Below are 24,836 nucleotides of genomic sequence, written 5' to 3'. Positions count from 1 at the left end.
TTTATGAAGCATACCCGTTCTCCCTTACCGCGAGCTCCTCCGTGCCCAATGCTGAAGGCTGTTGATGACCAGCAGCATCAGGAAGGAGAGCAGCAGCAGAATCAGGGCCACGGCGGTGGCTCCGGCGTAATCGAACTGCTCCAGCTTGGACATGATCAGCAGCGGGGCGATCTCTGTGCGCATCGGCATATTGCCGGAGATGAACACGACAGAGCCGTACTCGCCGATGCCCCGGGCGAACGCCAGGGCGAAGCCCGTAAGCAGCGGCGGGAGCAGCTCGGGCAGGACAATCCGCAGGAAGGTGCGCCCGCGGCCTGCCCCGAGCGTAGCAGCGGCTTCCTCCATGTCCCTGTCCAGATCCTCCAGCACCGGCTGCACCGTGCGGACGACAAAGGGAATGCCGATGAACATCAGCGCCAGCGTGATGCCCAGCGGCGTAAAGGCTACCTTGAAGCCCAGCGGCGTCAGCAGGGAACCGATCCAGCCGTTCTGGGAATAGAGGGCGGTCAGCGATACGCCCGCCACGGCTGTAGGGAGCGCGAACGGCAGGTCGATCAGGGCGTCGAAGATTCTTTTGCCGGGGAATTCATACCGCACCAGCACCCAGGCCAGCAGCAGTCCCAGACCAACATTGATCAGGGCCGCAGCGCCCGCCGTACTCAGACTGACACGGTAGGAGGCCAGGACGCGGGCATCCGTAGCCACATCCCAGAATTTCGCCCAGCTCAGCCCCGTTGAATTAAAGAGCAGCGCGGACAGCGGCAGCAGGACCACAAGACTCAGATACAGCACGCTGAATCCCATCGTAATCCCGAACCCCGGCAGCAGCCTGCGCCGTGACACCGTCCTTGCAGCAGCTTTGGTCGTGACATTCATCTGCCCATTCATCCTTTCCTGCCTTCGGCATATGGCCGATCAGCCTCTGGCGGAATTCCGCCTGTCAGTATGGTCTTGCCGCTTCTGCATCATCGTTCACGAACTCCGCTGTCAGCTGCCCGGTACGTAGATTTTGTCGAAAATCCCGCCGTCATTGAAGTGCTTCGCCTGCGTCTCCTTCCAGGTTCCGAATTTATCCGCCAGGGTGAACAGCTTGATCTCCGGGAATTGATCCTTGAACTCGGCCTTTACGCTATCCAGTGTCGGACGGTAATAGTTCTCGGCAGCAATCTTCTGGCCTTCCTCGGTGTAGAGATATTTCAGATAGGCATCTGCTACCTCGCGCGTTCCTCTTTTATCGACGACCTTATCCACTACAGCAACCGGCGGCTCAGCCAGAATACTCTCTGACGGATTCACAATCTCGAATTTATCCGGCCCCAGCTCCTTGATGGACAGATACGCCTCATTCTCCCAGGCGATCAGCACATCTCCGATGCCGCGTTCCACGAAGGTAGTGGTCGAGCCGCGGGCGCCGGTGTCCAGGACAGGTACATTCTTGAACAGCTTTTGCACGAATTCCTGCGCCTTGGCTTCATCATTATTATTGTGGTCCAGCGCATAGCCCCAGGCAGCCAGGTAGTTCCAGCGGGCACCGCCGGAGGTCTTGGGGTTAGGGGTGATGACCTCTACGCCCTCCTTCAGCAGATCCGGCCAATCCTTGATGCCTTTCGGGTTGCCTTTGCGGACCAGGAAGACGATGGTGGAGGTATACGGGGAGCTGTTATGCTCATATTTACTCTGCCAGTCCGCGCCAATCAAGCCAGCTTCCTGAAGAGCATCAATGTCATACCCGAGCGCCAGCGTAACAACATCCGCCTCCAGGCCATCCAGCACCGCCCGGCTCTGCTTGCCTGATCCGCCATGTGATTGCTTGACTGTTACCTTCTGGCCGGTCTCCTGCTCCCAGTAGGCGGCGAAGGCTTTGTTATAGTTCTCATACAGCTCACGCGTCGGATCGTAAGATACATTCAGCAGCTCGACCGGTTCCTTTGACTGTGTCTGGGCAGCTTCCGTTGCGGCCGGAGAATTTGCAGCCGCTTCTGTGGGGGCCGGGGCCGCTGTTCCGGCACCCGCACTGTTCCCCGTATTGCTGTTCCCGCAAGCCGTAAGCCCTGCCGTCAATATCAATGCAACCCCGGCGAGAAGCCCCTTCTTGATCCCTTTTGTCATCTTAGTCCACTCCCCCATAATAGTCTTGTAACAAGCAATAGACGCAGGAAAGCCCGCTTGCGGCAAGTCAAACCGGTCTTGTAGACACGTATCTGCGAGCCTGAAGCAGGCGTTCCTCCGTCTGTACGGTAAGAACTTATTCGATTATTCCTACCCATTTAGTAGGTTATACAGATATAATACTGAACGCTTCCCGCGCTGTCAAACCTTTTTTTCACTTTGAATGAAAGACAGTTACCGATGGACCCAGGACAGGAAGTGGCTTCCGTTCCTGTAAGACCCACTTGTTATTGTTGCCCCAAAGTAATATCATTGCTACATCTTATTGAGCGAAAATAGAGCGAATTCATATAAATAGAAACGGCAGCGCAGTTTCTATTATTGCCGCTTACACCGGGGGAAATAATCATGGGAATGGATTTGGAGTATGGCCCCGCGCCGCAGGGACCGCGGCTGCACAGGCGTGTACTCAGAGAACTGGGCAGACGTATCCTGGAAACTTACAGGTATGATACTACTTTATGGAGGACTGCGCTGAGCGGTCCTTGGATTCTATGTATTCTGGCTTTTACTATAGCTGTCATGGGTATCCCTACCGGCCTCGGGAGCGCAGCAGATATCATGCTGGCAGCCGGTGCGGGAACACTTGTTATGGCACTGTCCTGCAATCTGCTGGCTGTGCTGCTCTCCTTAACCGGACTGCGGCTTCCGCATCTGTTCGCAGGCTCTTTACTCAGCACCTATGGGGCTGTACTGCTGATTCTGTATTTTTCCGATCTGGAGCTTGGAGCTGCAGCCGTTATCGCCTGTATCGCAGCCTTGGCCTGCGGGATAGGGGGACTAGCGGCCGGTCTGCTGCGGACCCGGAGAATGTTCACCGGTGGTCTGCTGGCAGCGGCACTCTTCCTCTCCCCCTTCGCACTTGCCTATGGCTATGAGACGGGAAGCAGCCCGGTACCTGTACCCTCGCTTCAGAGTCTGGCGGCGGATGGACAGGTACTTCCCGTAACGGCGGACGATCCCGCCCAGCCGGGCGTCTATGAGTTCCACACCTTCACCTATGGCAGCGGCAAGGATCTGCAGCGCAAGGCGTATGGCAAGGATGTCCTGCTAGCCTCTGCTTCCGTGGATGCTACTGAATATATCTCTTCCTGGCCCGTGCTGCGGACCCTGTTCTGGGGGTTCGATCCCGCTTCCCTCCCGCTGAATGCCAGAGTGTGGATGCCGGATGGGGACGGGCCTTATCCGCTGGTGCTCATGGTCCATGGCAACCATATGATGGAGGACTTCTCCGAGGACGGCTATGCCTATCTTGGTGAATTACTGGCCAGCCGGGGCTTCATCGCGGTCACCCTGGATGAGAATTTCCTGAATTATTCGGCCTGGTCGGGTATTCCGGACAACGACTTCAAGGCGCGGACCTGGATGATTCTGAAGCATCTGCAGCAGATCGGCAGCTTCGCGGAGCAGCCTGGCACCCCCTTTTACCAGAAGGTTGATTATGACTCTGTTGCACTGCTTGGCCACAGTCGCGGCGGACAGGCCGTAGCCATGGCTGCGGATGCGCCGCGCTGGTTCGGCAGTGATCCGGTTCTGGACGCTATTCAGCAGTTCCATATTACTTCAGTCATTGCCCTGGCTCCTACGGATAAAATGATCGACAGCAAGCAGGCCCGTCTAACCGATGTGAGCTATCTGACACTCCAGGGCGCCCGTGACGGCGATGTACATGATTTCTACGGGGACCGTCAATATATGCGCTCTTCCTACACCGGCAATACCCCTGGCTTCAAAAGCTCGCTCTATATTGCCGACGCTAATCACAGCCAGTTCAATACGGACTGGGGGCTATATGACCAGACGCTGCCTACCGGCCTGTTCCTGAAGCGCTCCCGGATCATGGACGGGGAGGAGCAGCGGAGAATCGCCAAGGTCTATGTCTCTGCCTTCCTGGAGACCACGCTGCACGGGAGGAGCGAGTACCGGCAAATGTTCCGCGATTACCGCAGCGGTGCCCGGTGGCTGCCGGATACCGCCTACTATAACCGCTTCCAGAGCGGGGCCTATATCACGGTGGCGGACTATGATGAAGACCGCAACCGGGGCGCCGTCCAAGGCGGGACCGTCTCTACTACTACGGGGCTTCACTGGAGCGAAGAGGCCGCGAAGGACCGCGAACAGAACAACAAGCCCTCTTACGGTATTTTGCTGGAGCGCAGTAGCAGCCCTGATCAGGATCATACGGATGCCGAGGCCGCTTACAGCATTAGGCTTAGCGACACGCTGACTCAGACGCTTGCGGAATCTCCTGCCGTAGAGGGACTGACCTTCTCCCTGGCGAACCATAACTCCGATCCTAACCAGGACGGCGATGCTGAACCGCTGCCGGAAACTGAGCTCTCCCCGGATGTGGAGGTGGAGCTGACTGACAGCAACGACACCGCCGCAAGAATCCCCCTGGACGAGGTGATGGATATTCTGCCGCTGCCGCAGACGGAATTTACGCTTAGTCCGTGGCTGGAGGAGCGGATCAGTGACGGCAAATTCGGCAACCGCTCGGAAGCCGTCTACCAGACGTACAAGCTGCCCTTCGAGCTGTTCCTTGAGGAAGAGCCCGAGCTTGATCCGGCTAGTCTGACCGATATTACCTTTTATCTGCAAGGGACAGAAGACAAAATTATGCTGGATGACATCGGCTTCTATGAACGGGAGGACCCGCTGACAGGAGTGTATTAACCGGACATCATTCTATTTATAAAATAAATAATAACAACAGCCCAAATTGCCCCCTGTCCGCCATACTCCGGCTCACAGGGGGCTTTGCTGTTCCTGCACAGAGATGCTTGTACAGGTTAGTCCAGGGCTACAAGGCAGACAGGTGCCGGCACTTCCAGCTCATTGCCGGTGGGGATCAGCCGTCCGGTCTCACTGTCTATGCGGAAGGAGGCAATATTGCCGCTGTTCTGGTTAGCAGCGAGCAGCATGCCGCCGATCAGAGCGAAGTTACGCGGTGTCCGTCCTCCGGAAGTCACCCAGTCCTCCGCTTCCAGCAGACCCGTAGCCTTATCAATATGGAACAGTGCGATGCTGTCATGCCCACGGTTGGATACGTAGAGATAGCGTCCGCATGGGGATACATGGATATCGGCAGCCGTATCATCACTTCCGGCGGTATAATGCTCCGGGAGACTGCTGATACTCTGCAGGAGCTTCAGATTGCCCTGAGGCTCATCATTGGCGAATACGGTGACCGTATTGTTCAGTTCATTAACCAGATAGATCCATTGCCGCGAAGGATGAACCGCCAGATGGCGCGGTCCTGAGCCTGGAGGAAGCTCTACCTCCCGGTGAGTGACCAGCTTCCCGTCCTCCACACGGTAGAACACGATCTGGTCGAGACCGAGATCACAGACCAGCACATGATCACCCGTCTTGTCCGGAATCACGGAATGGGGATGGGGGGCATCCTGACGGTCGCTGCGGATTCCCGAGCCTTCATGCTTCACCTGAGAAGACATTTCCTGCAAGGACCCGTCCGGGTTCAGCGGGAACACATTGACATTCCCTCCCGTATAGTTAGACACGGCTATGTAATCTCCCTTCGGAGCCACCGAGACATAGCAGGGCGCGCCGCCCCCGGTCGCTCTGCTGCCCAGCGGATGCAGCGCTTTGCTGCCGGGATCAATGGCGTAGGCATGAACCGCACCCTCATCCTGCTCACTCACTGCATATAATACCGTCTGCGCCGCATTAACCGCCAGATAGGAAGGGTTCCGGGTCCCCCGGGTACCGCCCATAACCCTCATTTCTCCGGTCTCCTTATCCAGCGCACCGAGCAGGATGGCCTCTTTCTCCTCACTGTTGTACGTTCCAATATAGAATAATACTTCATTAGGCTGGTGCATGGCAGCGGCTCCTTTGTTTGTATAGTATATAAGCTTATATACCCTGTACACCCCTATACTCACTCAGCGGGTGAACCATAAATTCACTATAACATCTTTATGTACCCACTGCGTTATCAGGGTTAAACAGCATAATTTTGGACAGACTGGAATACTAAATAAATGTGTGCCGGCAAAATTTAACACTGGTTTAAACGCTGTGCATAAGGTTAATAGTAACCATCGAAGACAACAAACACAAAAGGAGCTGAGAGTTAATGAGTTTACTATGGATGTTGATTGTTGGTGGCGTAATTGGTTGGCTGGCCGGGTTGATTATGGGTAGAGACATTCCAGGCGGAATTATCGGCAACATTATCGCTGGTATTCTCGGTTCATGGCTCGGCGGCATGCTGCTGGGAAGCTGGGGACCTAAGATCAGCGACTACTATGTCTTCCCTTCACTGATCGGTGCTGTGGTTCTGATCTTTATCGTAAGCCTGATTCTGCGTTCGGTTGGCGGACGTAGCCGTTCTTAAGCTCTATGGCAGCATGCTTTAACGAAGCTGCTGTACTATACTTAGCAAGCAGACCCGCCGGGGTTAGACTCTGGCGGGTTTGCTGTGTGCTTCAGACAGATCACCCGCATGAGAGCAGGCTGCGCATCATTAATGAAATCCGTTCATTATCTGCTATAATGAAGTAAATAGTGACCGATATCACAGAGGAGGAACGTGAATTATGGGTAACATCAACCCCTCACTTCTGCATGTGGGCTCCACGCTGGGAGCTGTATTCATGGCGCTGATGGTGATTTTTATCCGCATGAAGGCCAGCGCCCGCCCGGTAACCATCCGCAAAATATGGATTCCGCCGCTTGGCATGTCCACCGGCTTCGCCATGTTCGTCGTACCGGAAGTGCGCTTCCCCTGGTGGTGGGCGGTAGCGGCTTTCCTGGTCGGCTGGTTTATTTTTGCCTACCCGCTAATCCGCAGTACGCGGTTCGAAGAACGTGAAGGGCTGATCTATGCCCAGCGCTCCAAGAGCTTCGCCTTCATTCTGCTTGGACTGCTGCTGGTCCGCACCCTGCTCCATGAGTTCATCAACCGGTATGTCTCTGTTCCGCAGTCCGGCGGATTATTCTTCATTCTGGCCTTCGGCATGATCCTCCATTGGAGACTGTTCATGTATAAGCACTATACCGGAATGCTGCCTGCCGAGCCGCAGATTCCGCAGCCCCGGGTCTAGGGTGAGGGCGGGATGGATTATATAATTATGTACAAGGGGGTGTCCCCGGCAGCCGTTGGGATGACTGCCGGAGACACCCTCTCCTTCTGCCTTCCCAAATGCCCATCAGCTGCATATTATAATTCATAAGAACCCTGATACTCTAACCTTCCATGTGAATTATGGCCAAATAACGGACGAGTGCGGCGGGCATTTTCGGTGCGATGTCAGGTAACTTGCGATGAGATCAGTTAGAATAGTACCATACTTGTAGAGAGTGGGGACTGGGCAATTGAAAAGTAAATCGAGAAAAGTGGCAATCGTCGGCTCCGGCATGGTCGGCTCAAGCGTTGCCTATTCCATGGTGAATCAAGCCATATGCGATGAGATCATGATGATCGACCGCACCTACGACCGCGCCATGGCACAAGCGCTTGATCTCTCGCACTGCATGGACTTCACCGGAACACGCACCAAGGTCTATGCCGGCACCGCCAGTGACTGTGCGGGGATGGATGTCGTCATTCTGACGGCAGGCGCCAACCCCAAGCCCGGGCAGACCCGGCTGGATGTACTGGATGCCGCTGCTGTAATTACCCGGGAGATCATCACCGAGATTATGGCGGGCGGCTTCGATGGGATCTTCGTCGTCGCTGCGAACCCTGTAGATATTGTAACTTATATGGTCTGGCAGATCTCCGGCCTGCCGCGGCACCGGGTAATCGGCACAGGCACCTCCATCGACTCCTCCCGGCTGAAGACACTGCTGTCGGAGGTGTTCACGATTGATCCGCGCAGCGTTAACGGCTACGCCCTTGGCGAGCACGGGGAGTCGCAGTTCGTAGCCTGGTCCCATGTGACAATCGGCGGCAAGCCGATTCTGCAGATTATGGAGCAGCACCGCGAGCGCTTCAGCAGCCTGGACCTTATGGATATTGCCCGCAAGACGAAGGATGCAGGCTGGGAGATTTTTACGCGCAAGGGCTCGACTCACTTCGGAATCGGCAGTGCCCTTGCCTATATCACCCGCTCCATTCTGAATGACGAGCACAAAATTATCGCCGTCTCCGCCATCCTGGACGGGGAATACAGACAAAGCGGCGTATGCGCCGGAGTTCCGGCCATTATCGGCAGCAGCGGTATTCAGGAATTGCTGGAGCTGAACCTCAGCGATACAGAGATGGCTAAATTCACTGACTCCTGTAATATCATCCGCGCGGGAATTGATAGTCTCACGCTGGAGGAGCAGCACTAAGCTAAACAGCACAGCCTATACCGCAAACACCCCTCTGCTTCACACAGTAACCTGTGGGGCAGAGGGGTGTTTGCGATGATTTTACCTGATATTATTGAAACTTCTCGATCTCGCTGCGCAATTCGCTCATCAGCTGGTTGAGGGATTGGGCTGAGGTGACAACCTGACCCATCAGATTCCGCTGCTCGGTGGAAGCCTCCGCCACCATCTCGGCGCTCTCGGCAGAATCTCTGGCAATAATCAGCATGTCGGAAATGGAGGCCGTAATCTCTTCTGTCCCGGCGGACATCTGCTCGTTGACGGCAGAGACGTCCTGGATCTGAACCGATACCTCACGGATGGACGAGCGGATATGGTCGAAGGAGGTGCCTACATTCTGCATTTTACCCATCCCGTCTCCGATCTCAGCAATGCTCTTCTCCATAGAGACCTCGGCCGCTCTGGTGGATTCCTGAATCTGACGGATCAGCTCCACAATGTTCACAATGGCGCTGTTCGTGCGCTCCGCCAGCTTCTTCACTTCATTCGCCACCACGCCGAACCCACGCCCGTGCTCGCCTGCTCTGGCCGCTTCAATCGACGCATTGAGCGATAACAGCCCCGTCTGATTGGAGATTTCGGAGATTACATCAACAATCTGGCCAATCTGTTCGGATTGAATGCTCAGATTGCTGATCAGAGCCGAGGTCTCCTCCGCAGCGCCGCTGATTACAGTCATCTGCTTAAGTGTGGATTGAATCTCCACGTAGCCGTTCTCGACCTCAGTGCTGACCGTCTCCGCTTGGTCGGACACATTAACGGAGGATTCCGCAATCCGCTGCAGCCCGATCGCCATCTCCTCCGTAGCTCTGGCCGCCTGCTCCGAGCCCTTGAACTGCTCGCCCATTCCCTGGGCCACTTCCTGGACGACCATCTCAATCTCAGCCGACGTATTCGAGGTCTGACTGGCGTAATTCAGCACGCGTTCTGCCGAGACAGCAACCTGCGCCACGGTAGCATCGATTTTGCCAACAATGCCGGACAATGATCCGATCATATCATTAATGCTCTGGCTCATCTGGCCGATCTCATCACCCGAGCGCACGGTCACCCGTTCGCTGAGATAGCCGTCCGCTACTTTCTTCATCACCCCGGAGATTGCCACAATCGGCTTCACAATCAGACGGGTCAGATACAAGGCCAAGGCAATGACCGCCAGAATGATGATTACAATGAACAGTGTGGTTATCCGCTGGGCTGAGGTAACTTTGGCGGTAATCTCGCTTTTGGGAACCGTAATCAGCAGCTTCCAGTCTGTGCCCGGGACGGTACGGAAATAGGTAATCACCTGTTGGCCGTCCTCTCCCTTGTAGGCCTCCGAGCCTGCTTCCTTGCCGAGAATATGCGCTACGGCCTGCTTCATCTCTGTGGTCTTGGCGTAATCCGCGATATTCTTGCCGATCCGCTCGGTCTCGGAGTAGGCGTAATAATCTCCCTTGCCCGAGATCACGTATCCGTAGCCGGTATCGCCCACGTGGATGTTTTTGCCCATCTCCATCAGAATGTCCGGTGTCACCGAGAAGGCGATGCCGCCGCCAAACTGCTTGTCCTTGTCCACTACGGGAACGAATACCGGGATAATATATTTACTGAGCTGCTCCAGATAAGACATCTCCGCTACCGCCGGGGCAAGACTCTTCTTGGCCTGCATGAAATATGCCGATTGGCCTACATCCGCCGTAAGCTTAAGGGAATTAGCCAGAATACCTTGCTTGTTAATGACACTGTAGCCTTCGGACTGCGTATCGCTCTCTTCCAGTACCTTGACCACGGGAAAAATAGTATCTGGTCTTGCGGTATCGAATTCAGGATGCTGCGCAATCAGCTCCTGAACCGCAGATGTCCGCGTATTCAGCCACTCTACGATCCGTGTGGTGTTCATCTCCAGAATATTCTGGGCCAGCTCCTCACTGTCGTCTCTGGTTACACCCCCGAAGTACTGCATGAAAAAAATCGTGACGCCGAGCAGAGGTACAATAGCAATTGCCAAAATAACAAGCGAATACTTGCTTTGCAGCGATAATGATTTTCCATTCTTTGCATTCATTTTCATTTTTGACCGTACACTTCCCTCATTCACCGCAAAATCCCCCTAGAAACCCATTCTGGTCTTCCATATGCTGTAAATATATATATTGATATATCGGCATAAATAGACAAAAAACATAATACATACAATAAAAATAAGCCTTAAGACCCAAAAATTAGGATCATTAAGGCTTATACTTTTCATAATTATTTCATTATGGATTCATCTTACACGATTATACCGATTTCGGCGGCTGTAAGGCGCGCATGCTGTTCAGTACAGCGAGTACAGTAACTCCGACATCTGAGAATACGGCCTCCCACATCGTGGCAATTCCGAACGCTCCCAGCAGCAGGAAGACCGCTTTGACTCCCAGCGCAAAAGCAATGTTCTGCCAGACAATGGTCCGCGTCCGTTTGGCGATCCCGATGGCGGAAGCGATTTTGGAAGGCTCATCCGTCATGATTACAATATCCGCTGCCTCAATGGCCGCATCCGAGCCAAGTCCGCCCATGGCAATCCCGACATCCGCTCTGGCCAGCACCGGAGTATCATTAATCCCGTCCCCGACAAAAATGATCTTCTCCTTCGGTCCCTTTTCCCGCTCCAGCTGTTCAATCGCCGCGACCTTATCTCCCGGCAGCAGCTCAGCATGAATCTCCTGAATGCCCAGCTGTCTGCCGACAGACTCGGCTACAGGGGCAGCGTCACCAGTCAGCATAACCGTCTTGTGGATTCCCAGTGCATTCAGAGCCTGAATGGCCTTAAGCGAATCGTCCTTCACTTCATCTGCAATGACGAGATAGCCTGCGTAGCGCTTATCTACAGCAATATGAACGATCGTCCCGTACTCCTGCGGAGTTACGCTGGCAATCCCTTCACGCTCCATCAGCCGCGCATTCCCGGCCAGCACTGCCTTCCCCTCCACGGTAACGGCGATGCCGTGGCCGGAAATTTCATTATAGCCTTTAATGGCTTCACCCGGAATAGCTTCGCCATAGGCTGCACGGATGGATTCCGCAATCGGGTGGCTGGAGTGGCTCTCCGCATACGCCGCTACCCGCAGCAGCTCCTGCTCGGTGAAGCCTTCTGCCGGAACATTGCCGGTCACGGTGAACTGGCCTTTGGTCAAGGTTCCTGTCTTATCGAACACAACGATCTTCACATCATTCAAGGCTTCCAGATAGTTGCTGCCCTTCACCAGAATCCCGTTCTTCGACGCGGCACCGATCCCTCCGAAGAACCCGAGGGGAATCGACACGACAAGCGCACAAGGGCAAGAGATAACGAGGAAGACCAGTGCACGGTAGATCCAGTCGGAGAAGGTGGCTCCGCTCAGAATCAGCGGCGGAACCACGGCCAGCAGCAGCGCTGTTATGACTACGACCGGCGTATAGGCACGGGCGAATTTGGTGATGAAATTCTCTGTCTTTGCTTTGTTATTCGTAGCATTCTGGACCAGCTCCAGAATCTGCGAGACTGCCGATTCACCGAAGTCCTTGGTCACTTCAATGGTAATCACACCATTGCGGTTAATGAATCCGCTGAGTACCTGGCTGCCCGGCTGAGTAGAACGGGGAACGGATTCTCCGGTCAGTGCCGAGGTATCCATCATCGCGCTGCCCTCCAGAATAATCCCGTCCAGCGGAACCTTCTCACCGGGCTTAACTACGATGCTGTCTCCTACTCTAACCTCTTCGGGGGACACCTTCCGCAGATTACTGCCTTCCTTCAGATAGGCGAACTCCGGCCGGATATCCATCAGCGCTGTGATCGAACGGCGTGAACGATTCACCGCCATTCCCTGGAACAGCTCACCTACCTGATAGAAGAGCATAACCGCAACGCCTTCGGGATATTCGCCGATGGCGAAGGCGCCGATGGTCGCAAGGGCCATCAGGAAGTTCTCATCGAACACCTGGCCCCTTACAATATTCCGGGCAGCGGCGAGGACGACCTCTCCGCCGACAATCAGATAAGCTGCCAGGAAGATCAGCAGCTCGGTGATCCCGCTGACCGGCAGGAACATCCCGGCCGCAGCCAGAATGGCACCGCCGCCCAGCCGCATCAGGATGCGGCGCGTATCGCCCTCCCCATGCTCATGGCTGTGTCCGTGGCCATGTGAATCCTCCTGGCCGTGGCTATGCTCAGCAGCATGTGAATGCGGGTGCCCCTCTTCATGGGAATGTCCTTCTCCATGGGCATGCTCATGACCGTGCGGTTCGCCGTGGGTATGAACATGACCCTGTCCTTGAACCGCTGCGCCGCGCACCTGAGCTACACCTTCGGCAGACAAAGGCTTCTTAGCAGCCCGCGAAGCTCGAACCGCCCGCGGCTTCACATGCGGCTCCAGCTTGGTTACCGTATGCTCAGCCTGCTTCGCGATCTCATCTGCAGCAGCAGCTGTTGTCTCCAGTGTCATGGTCTTCGTCGCGAAGTTGACGGAGCAGGAGGACACGCCTTCAATCTTCTTGACCTTATTCTCGATTTTCATAGCGCAGTTCGCGCAGTCCAGCCCATCCAGGACCCACTTGCGCTTCACATTGTCTTCTACCGTACTCAAATGACTCATCTCCCTTGATCGTCCCTATATATGAGTATTTGTTCATATGTTAACTTACACCTATTATATTCCCCTGAATCATGCAGTGTCAATGCATTCAGCCCACAGATTGTGGCTAATTATGTACTGTGAAGAATCTGGATGCCGATGGAGTTATTTTGGACAAACTATTCTTCATCTATATAAAAAAGCTTGTAATTTGTCTGAGCTGGCCATAATATTAACATATGAGCAATCATTCATATGTTAACTGAAAAGAGGTCCTATCTAATGAACAATTCCAAAACCGATTCACACACTCACTCACATGCTGGAACACACACTCATTCGCACGCTGGCGGGCATTCGCATTCCCACTCCCATTCACATGCACATTCACATGCACATTCCCACGCACCGGATAATAAGAAAGGCCTGCTGATCGCCTTAATTATCACCGGCGGTATTATGTTCCTTGAATTCTTCGGTGGCCTGTTCACCGGGAGCCTGGCTCTCTTGTCCGACTCGGGGCATATGCTCAGCGATACCGCCTCCCTTGCCCTTAGCCTTGTGGCCATGATTATCGCGGTGAAACCGGCATCCTCCAAGAACTCCTACGGCTTCCACCGGTTTGAGATTATGGCGGCTTTGTTCAATGGGGTGACCCTGTTTGTAATCTCCGGATTCATTATGTATGAAGCTTTCCAGCGCTTCTCCGCCCCTCCGGTGGTAGCCAGCGGAACGATGATGCTGATTGCCAGTGTCGGACTGCTGGCCAACCTCGTCAGCGCCTGGTCACTGATGCGCAAAAGCGGGGCTAAAGACAATATCAATATCCGCAGCGCTTACCTGCATGTAATCAGCGATGCTCTCGGCTCCGTCGGCGCGCTGGCGGCTGGACTGATTATGAACCTGTTCTCCTGGTATGTGGCAGACCCTATCATCAGTGTGCTGGTCGCCCTGCTCATCCTGCGCAGCGCCTGGGGTGTCATCAAGCAGGCCTTCCACATCCTTATGGAAGGAACTCCGCTTAGCGTGAATGCCGAAGAGGTCGAAAAGGCGCTACTTCAAATTGAAGGGGTTCAGGATGTGCATGACCTGCATATCTGGACCATCACCTCCGGCCTGGATGCTCTCAGCGGTCATCTGCTGATCAAAGACGGGGTGAATACGGAGCAGGTGCTGCAGCAGGCACTTAAATTAGTGGAAGAGAATTTCGGCATCCAGCACTCCACACTGCAAATTGAGAATTCTGCTGTGAAGCACGGTGATCTTCCGGTCTGAGGAAGAGGTGGTAAGCGGGTAAGGGAGAATGAGGGAGTCCGAGGAAAATCTAACGATTCTGTATGCCTGCCGAATGTATGCTGTTTTCCACATATATTCGGCCACTTGCCCTCACAACGACCGATTGTATGCTGTTTTCCACATATATTTGGTTTATCGCACATCATAATATAAAAGGGGCTGCCCCAAGCCGTTACCTGGCTTGGGGGCAGCCCCTTTGCTATCATAACAATCTATTCATGCCGGATATGCTCATGGGTCTGCAGGAAAATCTGCTCCACATGTGCATCATTCAGCGAATAATATACGGTCTTACCTTCCTTGCGGCGCTTCACAATCCGCAGATTGCGCAGATAGCGGAGCTGATGGGAGACTGCCGATTGTCCCATATCCAGTATAGAGGACAAGTCATGCACACATAGCTCCTGCTGGGATAACGCGTAGATCAGCCGAACTCTTGTCGGATCACCCAGTGCCTTGAACATTTCTGCCATCTTATCTGTGATCTCACGGTCCGGCAGAATCAAGGCCATCGATTCCGGTTCCAGTTCGGAACCATTACAGGTGTTGTCGCATTCTTCAAGTGCCGCTGGTTCCATGCTCCCGCCCTCCTCCATATGCTCATCCGGTGTCACCGGCGCTTAATAGTATCTTCTACGATTAATTATAGAAAAAATGGCGTCCAATGTCCATTGAGAAGAAAATACGGGAGGGAATTCACTTAAACATGCGGCGATGTATAGCCTATCCGTCAGCGAGATCAGCTAGTATGATCAGTTTCGTTCGGGTTCGCTTCGAACATTCAGTGATAGTTGTAGTCTGTACATCTAAAAACCCCGAAAAGAAAGGTTTTCCTCTTCTAACTGTAGTCTGTACAACTAAATCTGCCCGAATGGGTCAGAATCCGGTACAGATGGATTTTTAAATGTACGAAGTGCAACTAAACCACTCCTAGGCCATATATCAGGTGATTTAGTTGTACAGAGTGCATTTAAGCATACCTCGTATACCTTAATCGCATACTTAAATCGTACGTGAACCCTAACATAGGATTAGTTTAACATTTCCCGCCAGCCGCATTCCGATACCTGCTAACCTTATACCGCCTTACGCCAAAAGGCTATCAAGCCAGCACCCAGGAACAGAAGCAGGCTACCCGCCACGACAATCATCAGGCTCTCCAGCGGCAGGTTGAAGGCGCCGAACCGTTCTTCGCCGAAGGGGGACATGGCCAGCACCGGCTGCACCCATGGATAATAAGGACCGTAGGTGGAGGAGTTCGCAATCAGTATATTGGGAATGGTGAAGCAGACATTCAGCGCAAGCGGGGCGCCGAAGCTGCTCCAGCCTTGAGATATCGCCAGTTGCAGTGCAGCCAGCGGCAGGCAGGCAAACCAGCCCCCGAACAGGCTGCTCAGCATCAGCCCCCAAGGAACTCCCCCTTCTGCACCCCGATACCATCCCACTCCCAGAACCCCTGCAAGAAACAGCAGCTGAACCGCACCCAGCAGCGCTACAATTAATGCATATTTGGCAAAATATACGGAGGTTCGTGTAACCGGAAGCGCCAGGAGCTGCTTCCAGCCGCCGTCACTATGCTCATTGCGGCAGATTAAAGCGGCGAAGAGTCCAGAGAGTACCGGAAGAAACAGCAGCGCATGTACCGCTGACATTGTGCTCAGCAGAACCTGCCAGGTTATCACCCTATCCTCTTGCATGTCCGAAAGCGCGCCTATCGGCAGGGAGATCAGCGGACTGAGCAGTATTAACAGCCAGGTGCGGAATCCGGCTATCTTCATGCACTCCGCAGACATTATTCGCAGAAAAGTCCGCATATTCAGTCCACATCCTTTCGCGCGAAATGTATGGCTCCAGGCAGGATTACCAGGAGTCCAAGCAACAGGCCGGCTCCGCTGAACAGCCAAGGACGCGGATCACTCCAGGCCAAGACCGGCCAGGAGAGCGGGAACCATTCCGTGAAGTACACACCGAACGGGCTGACCAGCGACAAGGTCAATCCCACCGATACCGGAAGGGTCTGGTTCCGGCTGGATAGAGAGAGCCACAGCTGGAGTGCAATGACAGGCATGGCCGCAGCATAAGCGGCGAAGCCTATCCGCAGGACATCTGCAAGCGGTATCGGCTGAGCGCCGAATCCGAGCAGCAGCCCGAGGACGACAGTTCCTGCCGACAGCAGCAGGCAGGACACGATAAGCAACAGCAGGCAGAGCAGCAGCTTCGCCATGAACACAGCCGTACGGGAGACAGGCAGCGCCAGAAGCTGCTTCCAGGCGCTGGTCTGATGCTCGACATTCGCAATCAGAGAGCAGATCAGTGTGCCTCCAAGATACAGGGCAATCGGTACGAAGGGTACGACCTCACTGAGCAGTCCACCCCACAGGTCCTCCCGGTACTGCCCGCGAAGATAGTCATAACGGAGGCCGAAATTCAGCCCCTGCATAGCGATAAGACCCAGCGGGCCGAGGAAGGCGAGGAACCAAATGCCTTTGCCGCGGATCTTAAGCCAGTCCGCCGACAGCGCACGCCACATCATAGCTCCCCTCCCCCAACCACCTGCAGGAAGAATTCCTCCAGAGATTGCCTGTGCTCCTCCACCCTGTAGATTGCGTGACCCTCCTCGACCAGCTCTTTGACCAGCAGCGATACTCTCGCATCACTCATCCGGGGCAGAACCAGCCGGCCCTCCTGCAGCTCGCCGCCGCAGCCGCGCCGCACCGCCGTCATCAGCGCAGTCTCCGGCTCGGATAACGCCAGACGCAGATGGCCGGCCGCCTGCTGCTGGAGATGTGCAATGGTATCCTGATAGACCATCTGCCCCTCGCGGATAATGCCGACCGTACCGGCCATTTGCTCAATCTCGCTCAGCAGATGGCTGGATACCAGAACTGTAATGCCCTGCTCTCCAGGCAGCCGCTTAATCAGGGAGCGGATCTCCTGTATGCCTGACGGGTCCAGTCCGTTGGTCGGCTCATCGAGAATCAGCAGCTCCGGGCTGCCCAGCAGGGCTGCCGCAATCCCCAGCCGCTGCTTCATGCCCAGCGAGAAGCCCTTGACTGGCCGCGTCTCCTCCCCGGTAAGCGATACGATCTCCAGCACCTCGGCAATACGCACCTTGGGCACACCCAGAATGCGGCGGATCGCCTCCAGGTTGTCCCATGCACTCAGATGCCCGTAGTAGGACGGCGATTCCACCAGCGAGCCTACCTTGCGCAGAATCTGCATCCGGTTCGCACGCAGCTCCTTGCCGAAGATTTCAATGCTGCCGGAGGTCGGCTTGATTAGGCCGAGCAGCATGCGGATGGTTGTTGTCTTGCCGGCACCGTTCGGTCCGAGGAAGCCGTAGATTTCCCCTTTTGTAATATTGAGATTCAGGTTCTTCACAGCCGCACGGCCGCGGTATTCCTTAAGCAGATTTCTTGTCTCTATCACTGTATCCTTCATTCTCTTCACCTCGGTAACAGCATAACGCCCCAAGGTTAAAAGCACGGAAGCAGCAAGTTTAAATTTTGTTTAAATTGTTCGGGGCGTCCCGCTTCCAGATCACAACCTCGGTCCCCTTCGCCGTGCTCTCCATGCTCCATTCCAGGTCCATCCGTTTCAGCAGCAGATCGACAATCGACAGGCCCAGGCCGGCTCCTGCGGAATCCGTGCTCTGCGCAAGGCCGCCGCCGTGATCGGAGATGATAATCACCCGGTTGCCCTCACGGATCTCCGTAAGTATGCCTACATATAATCCGCTGCGCGCATGACGCAGAATGTTCTGGAACAGATTATCCAGCACTCTGCGGAACCAGCTGTCATCGATCTCCCAGTACAGCGGCGCTCCCTCCAGATCAATCTCGATCTGGTACCCCTCCTTCTCCCACACCGGATACCAGGCGGCGGCGCTCTCCCGCACCAGTCTCAGCACATCCCGGCGTTCCGGGTGCAGCGCAATGCGTCCGCTGTTCAGCAGATTGTAGGACAGCAGGTTCTCAATTAGGATGCCAAGGCTCTCAATCCGCTGATCCATCAGCTCAAGGGAGGACTGGCCATGCGGTGACAACGGCTCCTTGCCCAGTACATGGAGGTGGCTGCGAATGACGGTCAGCGGAGTCCGCAGATCATGCGACAGATCGGCCACCAGCCGCTTGCGCAGCGCCTCTTCTTCCGCCTCTCTGGCACGGCCTGCCTTAAGCTCCGTCACCATGGTATTGAAGGCTTCCTCCAGACGCCCGATCTCATCCGGCTTCCCCGGCGGAACAATCTGCGGCAAGCCCTCTTGCCCGGTGAACACCATAGCGGTCTGCAGCCGCAGCAGTCTTCTGCGGATCATGATGAAGAAGAACCAGGAGCTGGTGATGAACAGCAGGAAGAACACCAGCATGGCAATCGTATACCATTTATCCAGTCCTGCCGCATATTTGCTTTCCGTAATATCCTCAGGAATCTGCATGACCATGAAGCCCTCTGCGGCCTCTGCCCGGTCTCCTATAAAAGCGACAATCGCCAGCGGCTTCAGCGCCGCACTGTCCTTCATGAAGGATACCGCTTCAGCGGCGCTCCACTGGGCGGGAACAGCCGGAGCCTCTCCCGTCAAGAGCAGCGGCGGTCCTGAAGGCTCTGTAACCAGCTGTGTTGTGCCCGCAGGATCGACCCAGAATATTCTCGACAACGGATAGGCTTCACCTAAGGCCGACAGCCGCTTGGTAATATCCGCCGGGGGTTCACCAAGAAGCTTGCGCGCTTCCTCATGCCACAGAATCTCCAGCTTATCTATACTGGAATACTGTTCATACTCCTTGGGTGGACTTGTATGAGTAGCCCCCGCGAAGATGCTGTATACGGCAATCGTCAGCGGAATAACAACCGGCACGAACAGCAGTGCAGCTACAATAATCAGCAGATAACGAAAAAGCAGCGAACGGTGCAGCAGCTGGAAACGCCCTGCCCCCTTCACCCTCTCACCCGGTAGCCGATCCCCCGGACCGTCTCAATAATCTCCGGCGCGGCCGGATCAAGCTCCAGCTTCTCGCGCAGATAACGGATATGTACCATCAGCGTCTTGTCGCCTTCGATATAGCTCTCCCCCCAGACCGCCTCATAGATCTGCTCCTTGGTCAGAATCTGGCCCAGATGCCGCAGCAGATAAGAGAAGATCTGAAACTGCTTACCGGTAAGCATAATCTCCCGTCCGGTCGCAGCTTCCGTGACCACACTACTCCCCGGTATGACAACCAGATGCTTAAGGGTCAACTGAGCGGGCGCGGCAGCGCCGCTTCTTCTCAGCAGAACCTCGATTCTCGCCGCCAGCTCATCGGGATGAAACGGCTTGGTCAGATAATCATCCGCGAAGTCCAGCCCCTGAAGCTTATCGTCAATGGAGGTGCGCGCCGAGAGCATCAGAACCGGCAGCTCCGGATAAGCCCGCTTCAGCCGCTGGCCGACGGTGAAGCCGTCCAGCCCCGGCAGCATCACATCCAGAATCGCAAGCTGGCAGCCCTCTGCAGCTTCAAGCGCCCCGTCTCCGCTCTCCAGCCAGCGCACAGCATATTCCCGTTCCCGCAGATCTGCAGCTACGACACTGCCGATCTCCCGGTCGTCTTCTACGTACAATAGGGTTACACTCACGTTGTTAACCGTCCTTTCTTCCTTCCAAGTGACATCACAAATCCCCGGATACCGGCAGTCTTGAGGTCTGCCGGTATCCGGGGAGAATCATACTTGCTGTTCAGGCCGTAATTCCGAACCTTCCCGGCGGCTTATCCTCCGGCAGCCCGAACAGATAGCCTTGTCCCAAGTCCATACCGAGATCACGGCAGATCAGGAATTCCTCACGGCGTTCAATGCCTTCGGCCAGCAGGCTTGCACCGAATTCTCCGGCCCTGGAGATAATCTCCCTAAGCATCCGCTGCTTCCCCTCATCCCGGTCACAGAAGCTGATCAGACTACGGTCAACCTTGACATAATCCGGCTGAAGGAGGGACATCAGCTCTAGCGTGGAGTAGCCCGCGCCGACATCATCCAGCGCAACGCGCATCCCCTGCTGGCGGTATTCAGCGAAGATGGCGCGCAGATGGGCAATATCGCTGATCTGCTCGGTCTCCACAACTTCAAATACATAATCCTCCGGGTCCTGGTCCAGCCTCCGGATCGCCTCGAAGGTATGGGTCAGACAATACTTGGGATTATAAATAGAAGAGGGCAGGAAGTTAATGAACCGCTTGATGCCCTTAGGCAGCAGCTTACTGCCGGTCTCGATCGCCGAGATCCGGGCGGCCCGGTCAAGGAAGGAATGAAATCCTGTCCGCCGGGCAATCTCAAACAGCTCATAGGGCTGAAAATAACTGCCCTGGGGCAGCGGGCGCAGCAGAAATTCAAAGCCGACAATCTCCTCGCTGAAATTCACAATCGGCTGCATGTGGCTGCAAAAATCATGGCTCATAATGATGGACACCAGATTCTCGTTAGCGAAGCGGACCTTCAGCTGATCGAAGGTCAGCCACCGGTCCGGAGCCGCAGGAGCACCTTTGCTCTTAACGCATACGGATAAGGAGTCCGCTATGTCCTTAGCCGCCACAAGCATTTCTATAAGCTTCAACAGCTCTTCCTTACTATGATATGGAATGATACAGGTCTTGCTTGTCTGAAATACTTCATAACCGGCATTCCGGATGGCAGCAGCCAGCGGATCAGAGCAGGGGCGGAGCTTCAGCTCCCCTTGATCCTCAATCGGGTCGATGTCAGCACAATCAACACAGTTCATGGCAATCCCCTCCGCCTCATGATGTCGATAACCTGAGGTCATTATATCATGATTCCTCCGGCACAATCCGAAAAGCAGCAGCAGAAAGGGCCCCCTATGAACCATGAAGGTTCCTAAGAGGCCCGGATTGCCGGACTATATAGTACTTAGGCTTAGGCGGAACTTATCCGTTACCGGCCACTGCCATCCTTTTACCGGAGACAACCGCTTAAGACTGCCATACCCCGTGCTCACCGTTCTTGCCCATATATTCAATCCGCGAAGGGGACAGCTCAAGAATGACATAATCGGGATCATCCGGTCCCTTGAACCATTTCTCCAGGGATTCATTCCATACCTTAGAGCGCAAGCTATCATCCTTCGTCACAGCAACTGTAGCTTCAATCTCCAGTACATCCTTACCGCCGCCCTGTTCATAGCCAAGCAAGAGACTAGCATTCGGATTATCCTGAAGCTCTTCTACCTTATGAGTCTTGCGGTTAGTTGCCAGATAGATGGACAGTCCGTCATGAAATATCGCCATGTAACGCACCTTAGGCTTGTTACCGGCCTCAATCGTGCCGAAGGAACCGAACCTGTTATCGTCCAGCACCTGTATGATTGTTTTCTCCAGCTCTTTGTTATCCATTGACGTCACAGCTCCCTTCAAATTCATGTGAATATAAGTTTATATATTCACGTCCACGGTTTGGATTTATGATTAACCTGTGCCTAATATAGTGTACCCTTCCCGTTCATTCTGAATCCCGCCATCTGTTCATAAATTGATTCATAAGGAGTCTTATTCTTGAAAAAACTAATCTGGATCGGCTGTCTCTCCTATTTCGTAATCGGCCTCGCCCATGTCGTCCTGGGCTCCATTCTTCCAGTGCTGCTCCAGCATTATGACCGCAGCTACAGTGCAGGGGGCGAGCTGATCTTCAGCCAGTTCGCGGGCTTCCTGGCCGGCGTACTGGTCTCGCCGCTGCTGAACCGGCGGTTCGGCAAGCGCGGCGGCATTCTGATTGCCACCGGCCTGCTGTTCAGCGCCGAGATTACCTACGCCTTCCTCCCGCCCTGGGGCTGGATGTACGTAATTGCCGTAGCCGCAGGGTTCGGCTTCGGGATGATCGAAGCCGTCATCGGCACGATTATTATAGCCGCAGTCACCGAAGGAACGGCGGTTGCCATGAGCCGGCTGGAGGTGCTGTTCGGTGTCGGGGCGCTGCTCATGCCGCTGGCGGCCAGTCCGCTGATTGCCGCAGGGCAGTGGAGGCTGGCCTTCCTGATCGTTGCCGCCTTCTCCCTCCTCTCGCTGCTCTTCTGGGCGAAGAGCAGATTCGGCCCGCTGGACAGCGCGCTGAATGAGCGGCCTGCCCGCCCTGACCGCGCTGCGGCAGCGGAAGCGGGAACCACCAGACGGTTGTCCTTGCCCTACAAGGGCAAGCAATGGGTCGTGCTGGGCTTGTTCATTCTGTTCTTCTTTCTCTATGTAGGCACTGAGATGAGCCTGGTGAATTTCATGCCGGCGATCTTCATTGCGAAGCTGGGCATGAGCGAGGCCGCGGCTGCACTCACGGTGACCTTCTTCTGGCTGGCCATGTCGGCGGGCAGACTGTTCGCCGGTGTCATCGCCGAGAAGATTTCCTACCGCATCTATGTGCTCGTCAGCTGCTTTGCCGCTTTGCTGCTGCTCGTTATTTTCCCGTTCGCCGGTCACCGGCTTGCCGCCTTTGCGATCATCCTGCTGCTTGGCCTGTTCATGTCCGGCATCTTCTCGATCGCGCTGGTCTTCTCCAGCAAGCTGCTGCCCGGCGCGGAAGAATCCACGCCCAGCATTATGATCGCCTCCGGCGGAATTGGCGGCGCAGTGCTGCCGCTGCTGACCGGCTGGTCCATGGATCATCTGCAGATCGCCCAGACCTCAGGACTTTTGGCCGCTTTTGCCGCGCTGTTATTCGTGCTGAGCGTAACCGCCTGGAGAATCGGGTAATTGAAGCTACAAGGTCCATATTCTGCGAATAAGGATGGAACCCACCCATGGCTATACCGCATTCCGAGCCCACTCTGCATACCGCCTTGCTGCAATTCATTTTCCCCTTCTCCATCAAGGCCGAGGTCGATGAAGAGCTGATTGAGAGTTTACAGAAGGATGGATTTACGCGTTTTTTTCTTGAGAACAAGGAACTGGAGCATGCCTATTACGGAGAGAGCCACTGTGTATCCCATGAGAAAATGGAGCGCAGCTATCTTCCGTTTGCCGCCCATGTCTTGTTTCCGCGTGAGAAGGACAGGGATTCCTTCCGCCGCTTTTCCCGGGCCAATGATCTGCTGTGCGGGCTGCAAATGCCCTTTCAGACGGTTCCCTTCCGCGTGCTGTCGACCGATGTGTTCCTCTGCCCGTTCGAGCTGGGCTTTCTGACGGTAAGAGTGGCTATTGAGGAGGAGAATCTCCCCTTCAGCATGGTGCTGGAATTCGCCGACCGGTTCCGCAACCTGGAGGATGTGAGTGTTCAGGATGAGCATACCTTCATCCATTGTCATAAGAAGTCTTTTGCCCGGGTGGAGGACTTCGTGTTCAGGCATCTGGCAGCCGGGCTGGAGCCGTATCTCGATCCTGCGGAGACCAATGGCAATTATTTCGAGACCCTGCCCTTCTTCGTCGATGAACGGATGCTGGTGCAGGCCTTCTACGGCGTTAATCTCCCGGAGGATGAGGAAGAGATCAGTGTCGAAATGCTCTACCGTGCCTCTCAGGTGGATGGTCTGACCATCGACGGCAGCCCCTACATGAGTGCAAGTGATCCAGACTATATCAAGCAGTACACCCGGGAGCATTGCTATAGCCGCTGGGGACCGGACACCTACTATATGACCAATGAGCAGACCTTCTGCTGCGTGAGCCGGGCGAAGCCGGAGATTGCCGCAGGCCTGATCAGCCAGATGTACGGCGAATATTATTACGGAATGCTGCTGAGTATTTTTCATAAAATCGTGCTACTGAAGCTCGCCAACCTCCACTCCCGGCTGCGCATCAACCACGATAACGACGAGATCGAGAATCTGATCTTCCTGATCAACAAATTCTCGGCCAAATTCTACTTCCTGGAGCTGATTTCACAGTCGCAGGGGCGGGAGATTTTTTTTCAACTGCGTAAGGTATATGGCAATGATGCTCTGTTCGATGAGGTGAAAATGACCCTGAATGACCTGTTCCAGTACCAGGACAAATTCCAGGCCAAACGGCGGGATACACTCCTGATGGTGCTCACCGTATTTACGGTCATCAGCGGGATATACGGGATGAATCAGGTCATCGAGGATCTGAAGGGCCAGATCGACTGGAGCAAAATGCTGGAGTACTCCGCGTTCGAGTATCTGGCTCTGTTCCTGACCTTCTCGGGGATCACCGTCAGTGTCGGCTTAACGCTGAGAGAGATCTGGAACGGCATCCGCAGCCGCCGCAAGAAGCGGCATTATACGAGGGATTAAGACACAGAGGGTGGACAATGTCGAAGCTGCCGTCTATAATACACCGTAAGAACATAGCAATACCCGTGAACTTTATAGAACCAGGGGTGCTGGAATTGGCCGGCTGAGATTGTATCCCACAAGATACTGACCCTTATACCTGATCTGGATAATGCCAGCGTAGGAATCTTCATTCGGCACAGTGCCTTAAGCGGTACTGAAGCTGAATTCCCCTCACGCAAGTAACTGGC

At 54.9% G+C, this 24,836-nt stretch carries 20 protein-coding genes and 1 riboswitch; of the genes, 7 read left to right on the top strand and 13 right to left on the bottom strand.

Features of this window, described 5'->3' with window-relative positions:
• Nucleotides 1–24: 24 nt before the first annotated feature.
• Together cysT and NST26_RS01590 are read right to left on the bottom strand one after the other, a co-directional pair.
• Nucleotides 25–876 (bottom strand): sulfate ABC transporter permease subunit CysT, encoded by an 852-nt coding sequence (gene cysT, locus NST26_RS01595; protein ID WP_051478705.1) that lies wholly within the window; start codon nt 874–876, stop codon nt 25–27.
• Between the two features lie 111 nt (nt 877–987).
• Nucleotides 988–2,109 (bottom strand): sulfate ABC transporter substrate-binding protein, encoded by a 1,122-nt coding sequence (locus NST26_RS01590; protein ID WP_076083417.1) that lies wholly within the window; start codon nt 2,107–2,109, stop codon nt 988–990.
• 408 nt (nt 2,110–2,517) lie between these two features.
• On the opposite strand from NST26_RS01590, the gene NST26_RS01585 reads away from it, so the two are divergent.
• Nucleotides 2,518–4,845 (top strand): poly(ethylene terephthalate) hydrolase family protein, encoded by a 2,328-nt coding sequence (locus tag NST26_RS01585; RefSeq protein ID WP_340978336.1) that lies wholly within the window; start codon nt 2,518–2,520, stop codon nt 4,843–4,845.
• Between the two features lie 116 nt (nt 4,846–4,961).
• Here NST26_RS01585 and NST26_RS01580 read toward each other — a convergent pair whose 3' ends face one another.
• Entirely contained in the window at nt 4,962–6,014 is a 1,053-nt protein-coding gene (locus tag NST26_RS01580) for a lactonase family protein (RefSeq protein WP_340978335.1), read from the bottom strand.
• Nucleotides 6,015–6,271: 257 nt separating this feature from the next.
• Between NST26_RS01580 and NST26_RS01575 the strand changes: the two genes are divergently transcribed.
• From NST26_RS01575 to NST26_RS01565, 3 genes are all read left to right on the top strand, one after another.
• A complete protein-coding gene (locus NST26_RS01575) occupies nt 6,272–6,532 on the top strand; it encodes a GlsB/YeaQ/YmgE family stress response membrane protein (protein WP_036732764.1) in 261 nt (86 codons plus the stop codon).
• Nucleotides 6,533–6,734: 202 nt separating this feature from the next.
• A complete protein-coding gene (locus tag NST26_RS01570) occupies nt 6,735–7,241 on the top strand; it encodes a CcdC family protein (RefSeq protein ID WP_036732774.1) in 507 nt (168 codons plus the stop codon).
• Nucleotides 7,242–7,512: 271 nt separating this feature from the next.
• Nucleotides 7,513–8,475, top strand: a complete 963-nt coding sequence (locus tag NST26_RS01565; RefSeq protein ID WP_340978334.1) for an L-lactate dehydrogenase — start codon at nt 7,513–7,515, stop codon at nt 8,473–8,475.
• A 91-nt stretch (nt 8,476–8,566) separates the two neighbouring features.
• On the opposite strand, the gene NST26_RS01560 is transcribed toward NST26_RS01565, so the two are convergent.
• Nucleotides 8,567–10,594, bottom strand: a complete 2,028-nt coding sequence (locus tag NST26_RS01560; RefSeq protein WP_340978333.1) for a methyl-accepting chemotaxis protein — start codon at nt 10,592–10,594, stop codon at nt 8,567–8,569.
• A 184-nt stretch (nt 10,595–10,778) separates the two neighbouring features.
• Nucleotides 10,779–13,106 (bottom strand): heavy metal translocating P-type ATPase, encoded by a 2,328-nt coding sequence (locus NST26_RS01555; RefSeq protein WP_445323309.1) that lies wholly within the window; start codon nt 13,104–13,106, stop codon nt 10,779–10,781.
• Between the two features lie 270 nt (nt 13,107–13,376).
• Here NST26_RS01555 and NST26_RS01550 point away from each other — a divergent pair, with 270 nt between their 5' ends.
• Complete coding sequence (locus NST26_RS01550; RefSeq protein ID WP_340956516.1) at nt 13,377–14,369, top strand: cation diffusion facilitator family transporter; 993 nt, start codon at nt 13,377–13,379, stop codon at nt 14,367–14,369.
• Nucleotides 14,370–14,602: 233 nt separating this feature from the next.
• Here the strand turns inward: NST26_RS01550 and NST26_RS01545 are convergent, their stop codons facing one another.
• The 8 genes from NST26_RS01545 to NST26_RS01510 all read right to left on the bottom strand — a co-directional run bounded on the left by NST26_RS01545 (nt 14,603) and on the right by NST26_RS01510 (nt 21,763).
• Nucleotides 14,603–14,968 (bottom strand): ArsR/SmtB family transcription factor, encoded by a 366-nt coding sequence (locus tag NST26_RS01545; protein WP_036732785.1) that lies wholly within the window; start codon nt 14,966–14,968, stop codon nt 14,603–14,605.
• 498 nt (nt 14,969–15,466) lie between these two features.
• Nucleotides 15,467–16,204: an ABC transporter permease gene (locus NST26_RS01540; RefSeq protein ID WP_340956518.1), complete on the bottom strand. Its 738-nt coding sequence runs from the start codon at nt 16,202–16,204 to the stop codon at nt 15,467–15,469.
• Nucleotides 16,205–16,206: 2 nt separating this feature from the next.
• Complete coding sequence (locus tag NST26_RS01535; RefSeq protein ID WP_076083440.1) at nt 16,207–16,923, bottom strand: ABC transporter permease; 717 nt, start codon at nt 16,921–16,923, stop codon at nt 16,207–16,209.
• Complete coding sequence (locus NST26_RS01530) at nt 16,920–17,831, bottom strand: ABC transporter ATP-binding protein (protein WP_036732796.1); 912 nt, start codon at nt 17,829–17,831, stop codon at nt 16,920–16,922. The genes NST26_RS01535 and NST26_RS01530 overlap by 4 nt, the downstream gene beginning before the upstream one ends.
• A 58-nt stretch (nt 17,832–17,889) precedes the next feature.
• Nucleotides 17,890–19,329 carry a sensor histidine kinase gene (locus tag NST26_RS01525; protein WP_340956521.1) on the bottom strand — a complete coding sequence of 480 codons (1,440 nt, stop codon included), beginning with the start codon at nt 19,327–19,329 and terminating at the stop codon, nt 17,890–17,892.
• Nucleotides 19,326–20,000 carry a response regulator transcription factor gene (locus NST26_RS01520; RefSeq protein ID WP_036732799.1) on the bottom strand — a complete coding sequence of 225 codons (675 nt, stop codon included), beginning with the start codon at nt 19,998–20,000 and terminating at the stop codon, nt 19,326–19,328. The genes NST26_RS01525 and NST26_RS01520 overlap by 4 nt, the downstream gene beginning before the upstream one ends.
• Before the next feature lie 100 nt (nt 20,001–20,100).
• A complete protein-coding gene (locus tag NST26_RS01515) occupies nt 20,101–21,135 on the bottom strand; it encodes an EAL domain-containing protein (protein ID WP_340978331.1) in 1,035 nt (344 codons plus the stop codon).
• A 208-nt stretch (nt 21,136–21,343) separates the two neighbouring features.
• On the bottom strand, nt 21,344–21,763 hold the full coding sequence (locus NST26_RS01510; RefSeq protein WP_339221824.1) for a pyridoxamine 5'-phosphate oxidase family protein: 420 nt from the start codon (nt 21,761–21,763) through the stop codon (nt 21,344–21,346).
• A gap of 159 nt (nt 21,764–21,922) precedes the next feature.
• Here NST26_RS01510 and NST26_RS01505 point away from each other — a divergent pair, with 159 nt between their 5' ends.
• Nucleotides 21,923–23,107 (top strand): MFS transporter, encoded by a 1,185-nt coding sequence (locus NST26_RS01505; RefSeq protein WP_340978330.1) that lies wholly within the window; start codon nt 21,923–21,925, stop codon nt 23,105–23,107.
• Nucleotides 23,108–23,154: 47 nt separating this feature from the next.
• Nucleotides 23,155–24,606 (top strand): hypothetical protein, encoded by a 1,452-nt coding sequence (locus tag NST26_RS01500; protein ID WP_076083459.1) that lies wholly within the window; start codon nt 23,155–23,157, stop codon nt 24,604–24,606.
• A gap of 72 nt (nt 24,607–24,678) precedes the next feature.
• Nucleotides 24,679–24,789, top strand: a riboswitch (TPP riboswitch).
• Nucleotides 24,790–24,836: the final 47 nt, after the last annotated feature.

The sequence above is a fragment of the Paenibacillus sp. FSL R7-0128 genome (assembly GCF_038002245.1).
Taxonomy (GTDB): Bacteria; Bacillota; Bacilli; order Paenibacillales; family Paenibacillaceae; genus Paenibacillus_AQ; species Paenibacillus_AQ silagei.
Note: the sequence above shows the minus strand (reverse complement) of the source record. Positions and strands in the feature narration are given on the sequence as shown.

Excerpts from the sequence above, each read along its gene's own strand:
- cysT (WP_051478705.1), bottom strand. The coding sequence starts at position 876 with ATGAATGTCACGACCAAAGCTGCTGCAAGGACGGTGTCACGGCGCAGG.
- NST26_RS01540 (WP_340956518.1), bottom strand. The coding sequence starts at position 16,204 with ATGCGGACTTTTCTGCGAATAATGTCTGCGGAGTGCATGAAGATAGCC.
- NST26_RS01535 (WP_076083440.1), bottom strand. The coding sequence starts at position 16,923 with ATGATGTGGCGTGCGCTGTCGGCGGACTGGCTTAAGATCCGCGGCAAA.
- NST26_RS01545 (WP_036732785.1), bottom strand. The coding sequence starts at position 14,968 with ATGGAACCAGCGGCACTTGAAGAATGCGACAACACCTGTAATGGTTCC.
- NST26_RS01510 (WP_339221824.1), bottom strand. The coding sequence starts at position 21,763 with ATGGATAACAAAGAGCTGGAGAAAACAATCATACAGGTGCTGGACGAT.
- NST26_RS01550 (WP_340956516.1), top strand. The coding sequence starts at position 13,377 with ATGAACAATTCCAAAACCGATTCACACACTCACTCACATGCTGGAACA.
- NST26_RS01590 (WP_076083417.1), bottom strand. The coding sequence starts at position 2,109 with ATGACAAAAGGGATCAAGAAGGGGCTTCTCGCCGGGGTTGCATTGATA.
- NST26_RS01500 (WP_076083459.1), top strand. The coding sequence starts at position 23,155 with ATGGCTATACCGCATTCCGAGCCCACTCTGCATACCGCCTTGCTGCAA.
- NST26_RS01570 (WP_036732774.1), top strand. The coding sequence starts at position 6,735 with ATGGGTAACATCAACCCCTCACTTCTGCATGTGGGCTCCACGCTGGGA.
- NST26_RS01575 (WP_036732764.1), top strand. The coding sequence starts at position 6,272 with ATGAGTTTACTATGGATGTTGATTGTTGGTGGCGTAATTGGTTGGCTG.
- NST26_RS01585 (WP_340978336.1), top strand. The coding sequence starts at position 2,518 with ATGGGAATGGATTTGGAGTATGGCCCCGCGCCGCAGGGACCGCGGCTG.
- NST26_RS01530 (WP_036732796.1), bottom strand. The coding sequence starts at position 17,831 with ATGAAGGATACAGTGATAGAGACAAGAAATCTGCTTAAGGAATACCGC.
- NST26_RS01580 (WP_340978335.1), bottom strand. The coding sequence starts at position 6,014 with ATGCACCAGCCTAATGAAGTATTATTCTATATTGGAACGTACAACAGT.
- NST26_RS01515 (WP_340978331.1), bottom strand. The coding sequence starts at position 21,135 with ATGAACTGTGTTGATTGTGCTGACATCGACCCGATTGAGGATCAAGGG.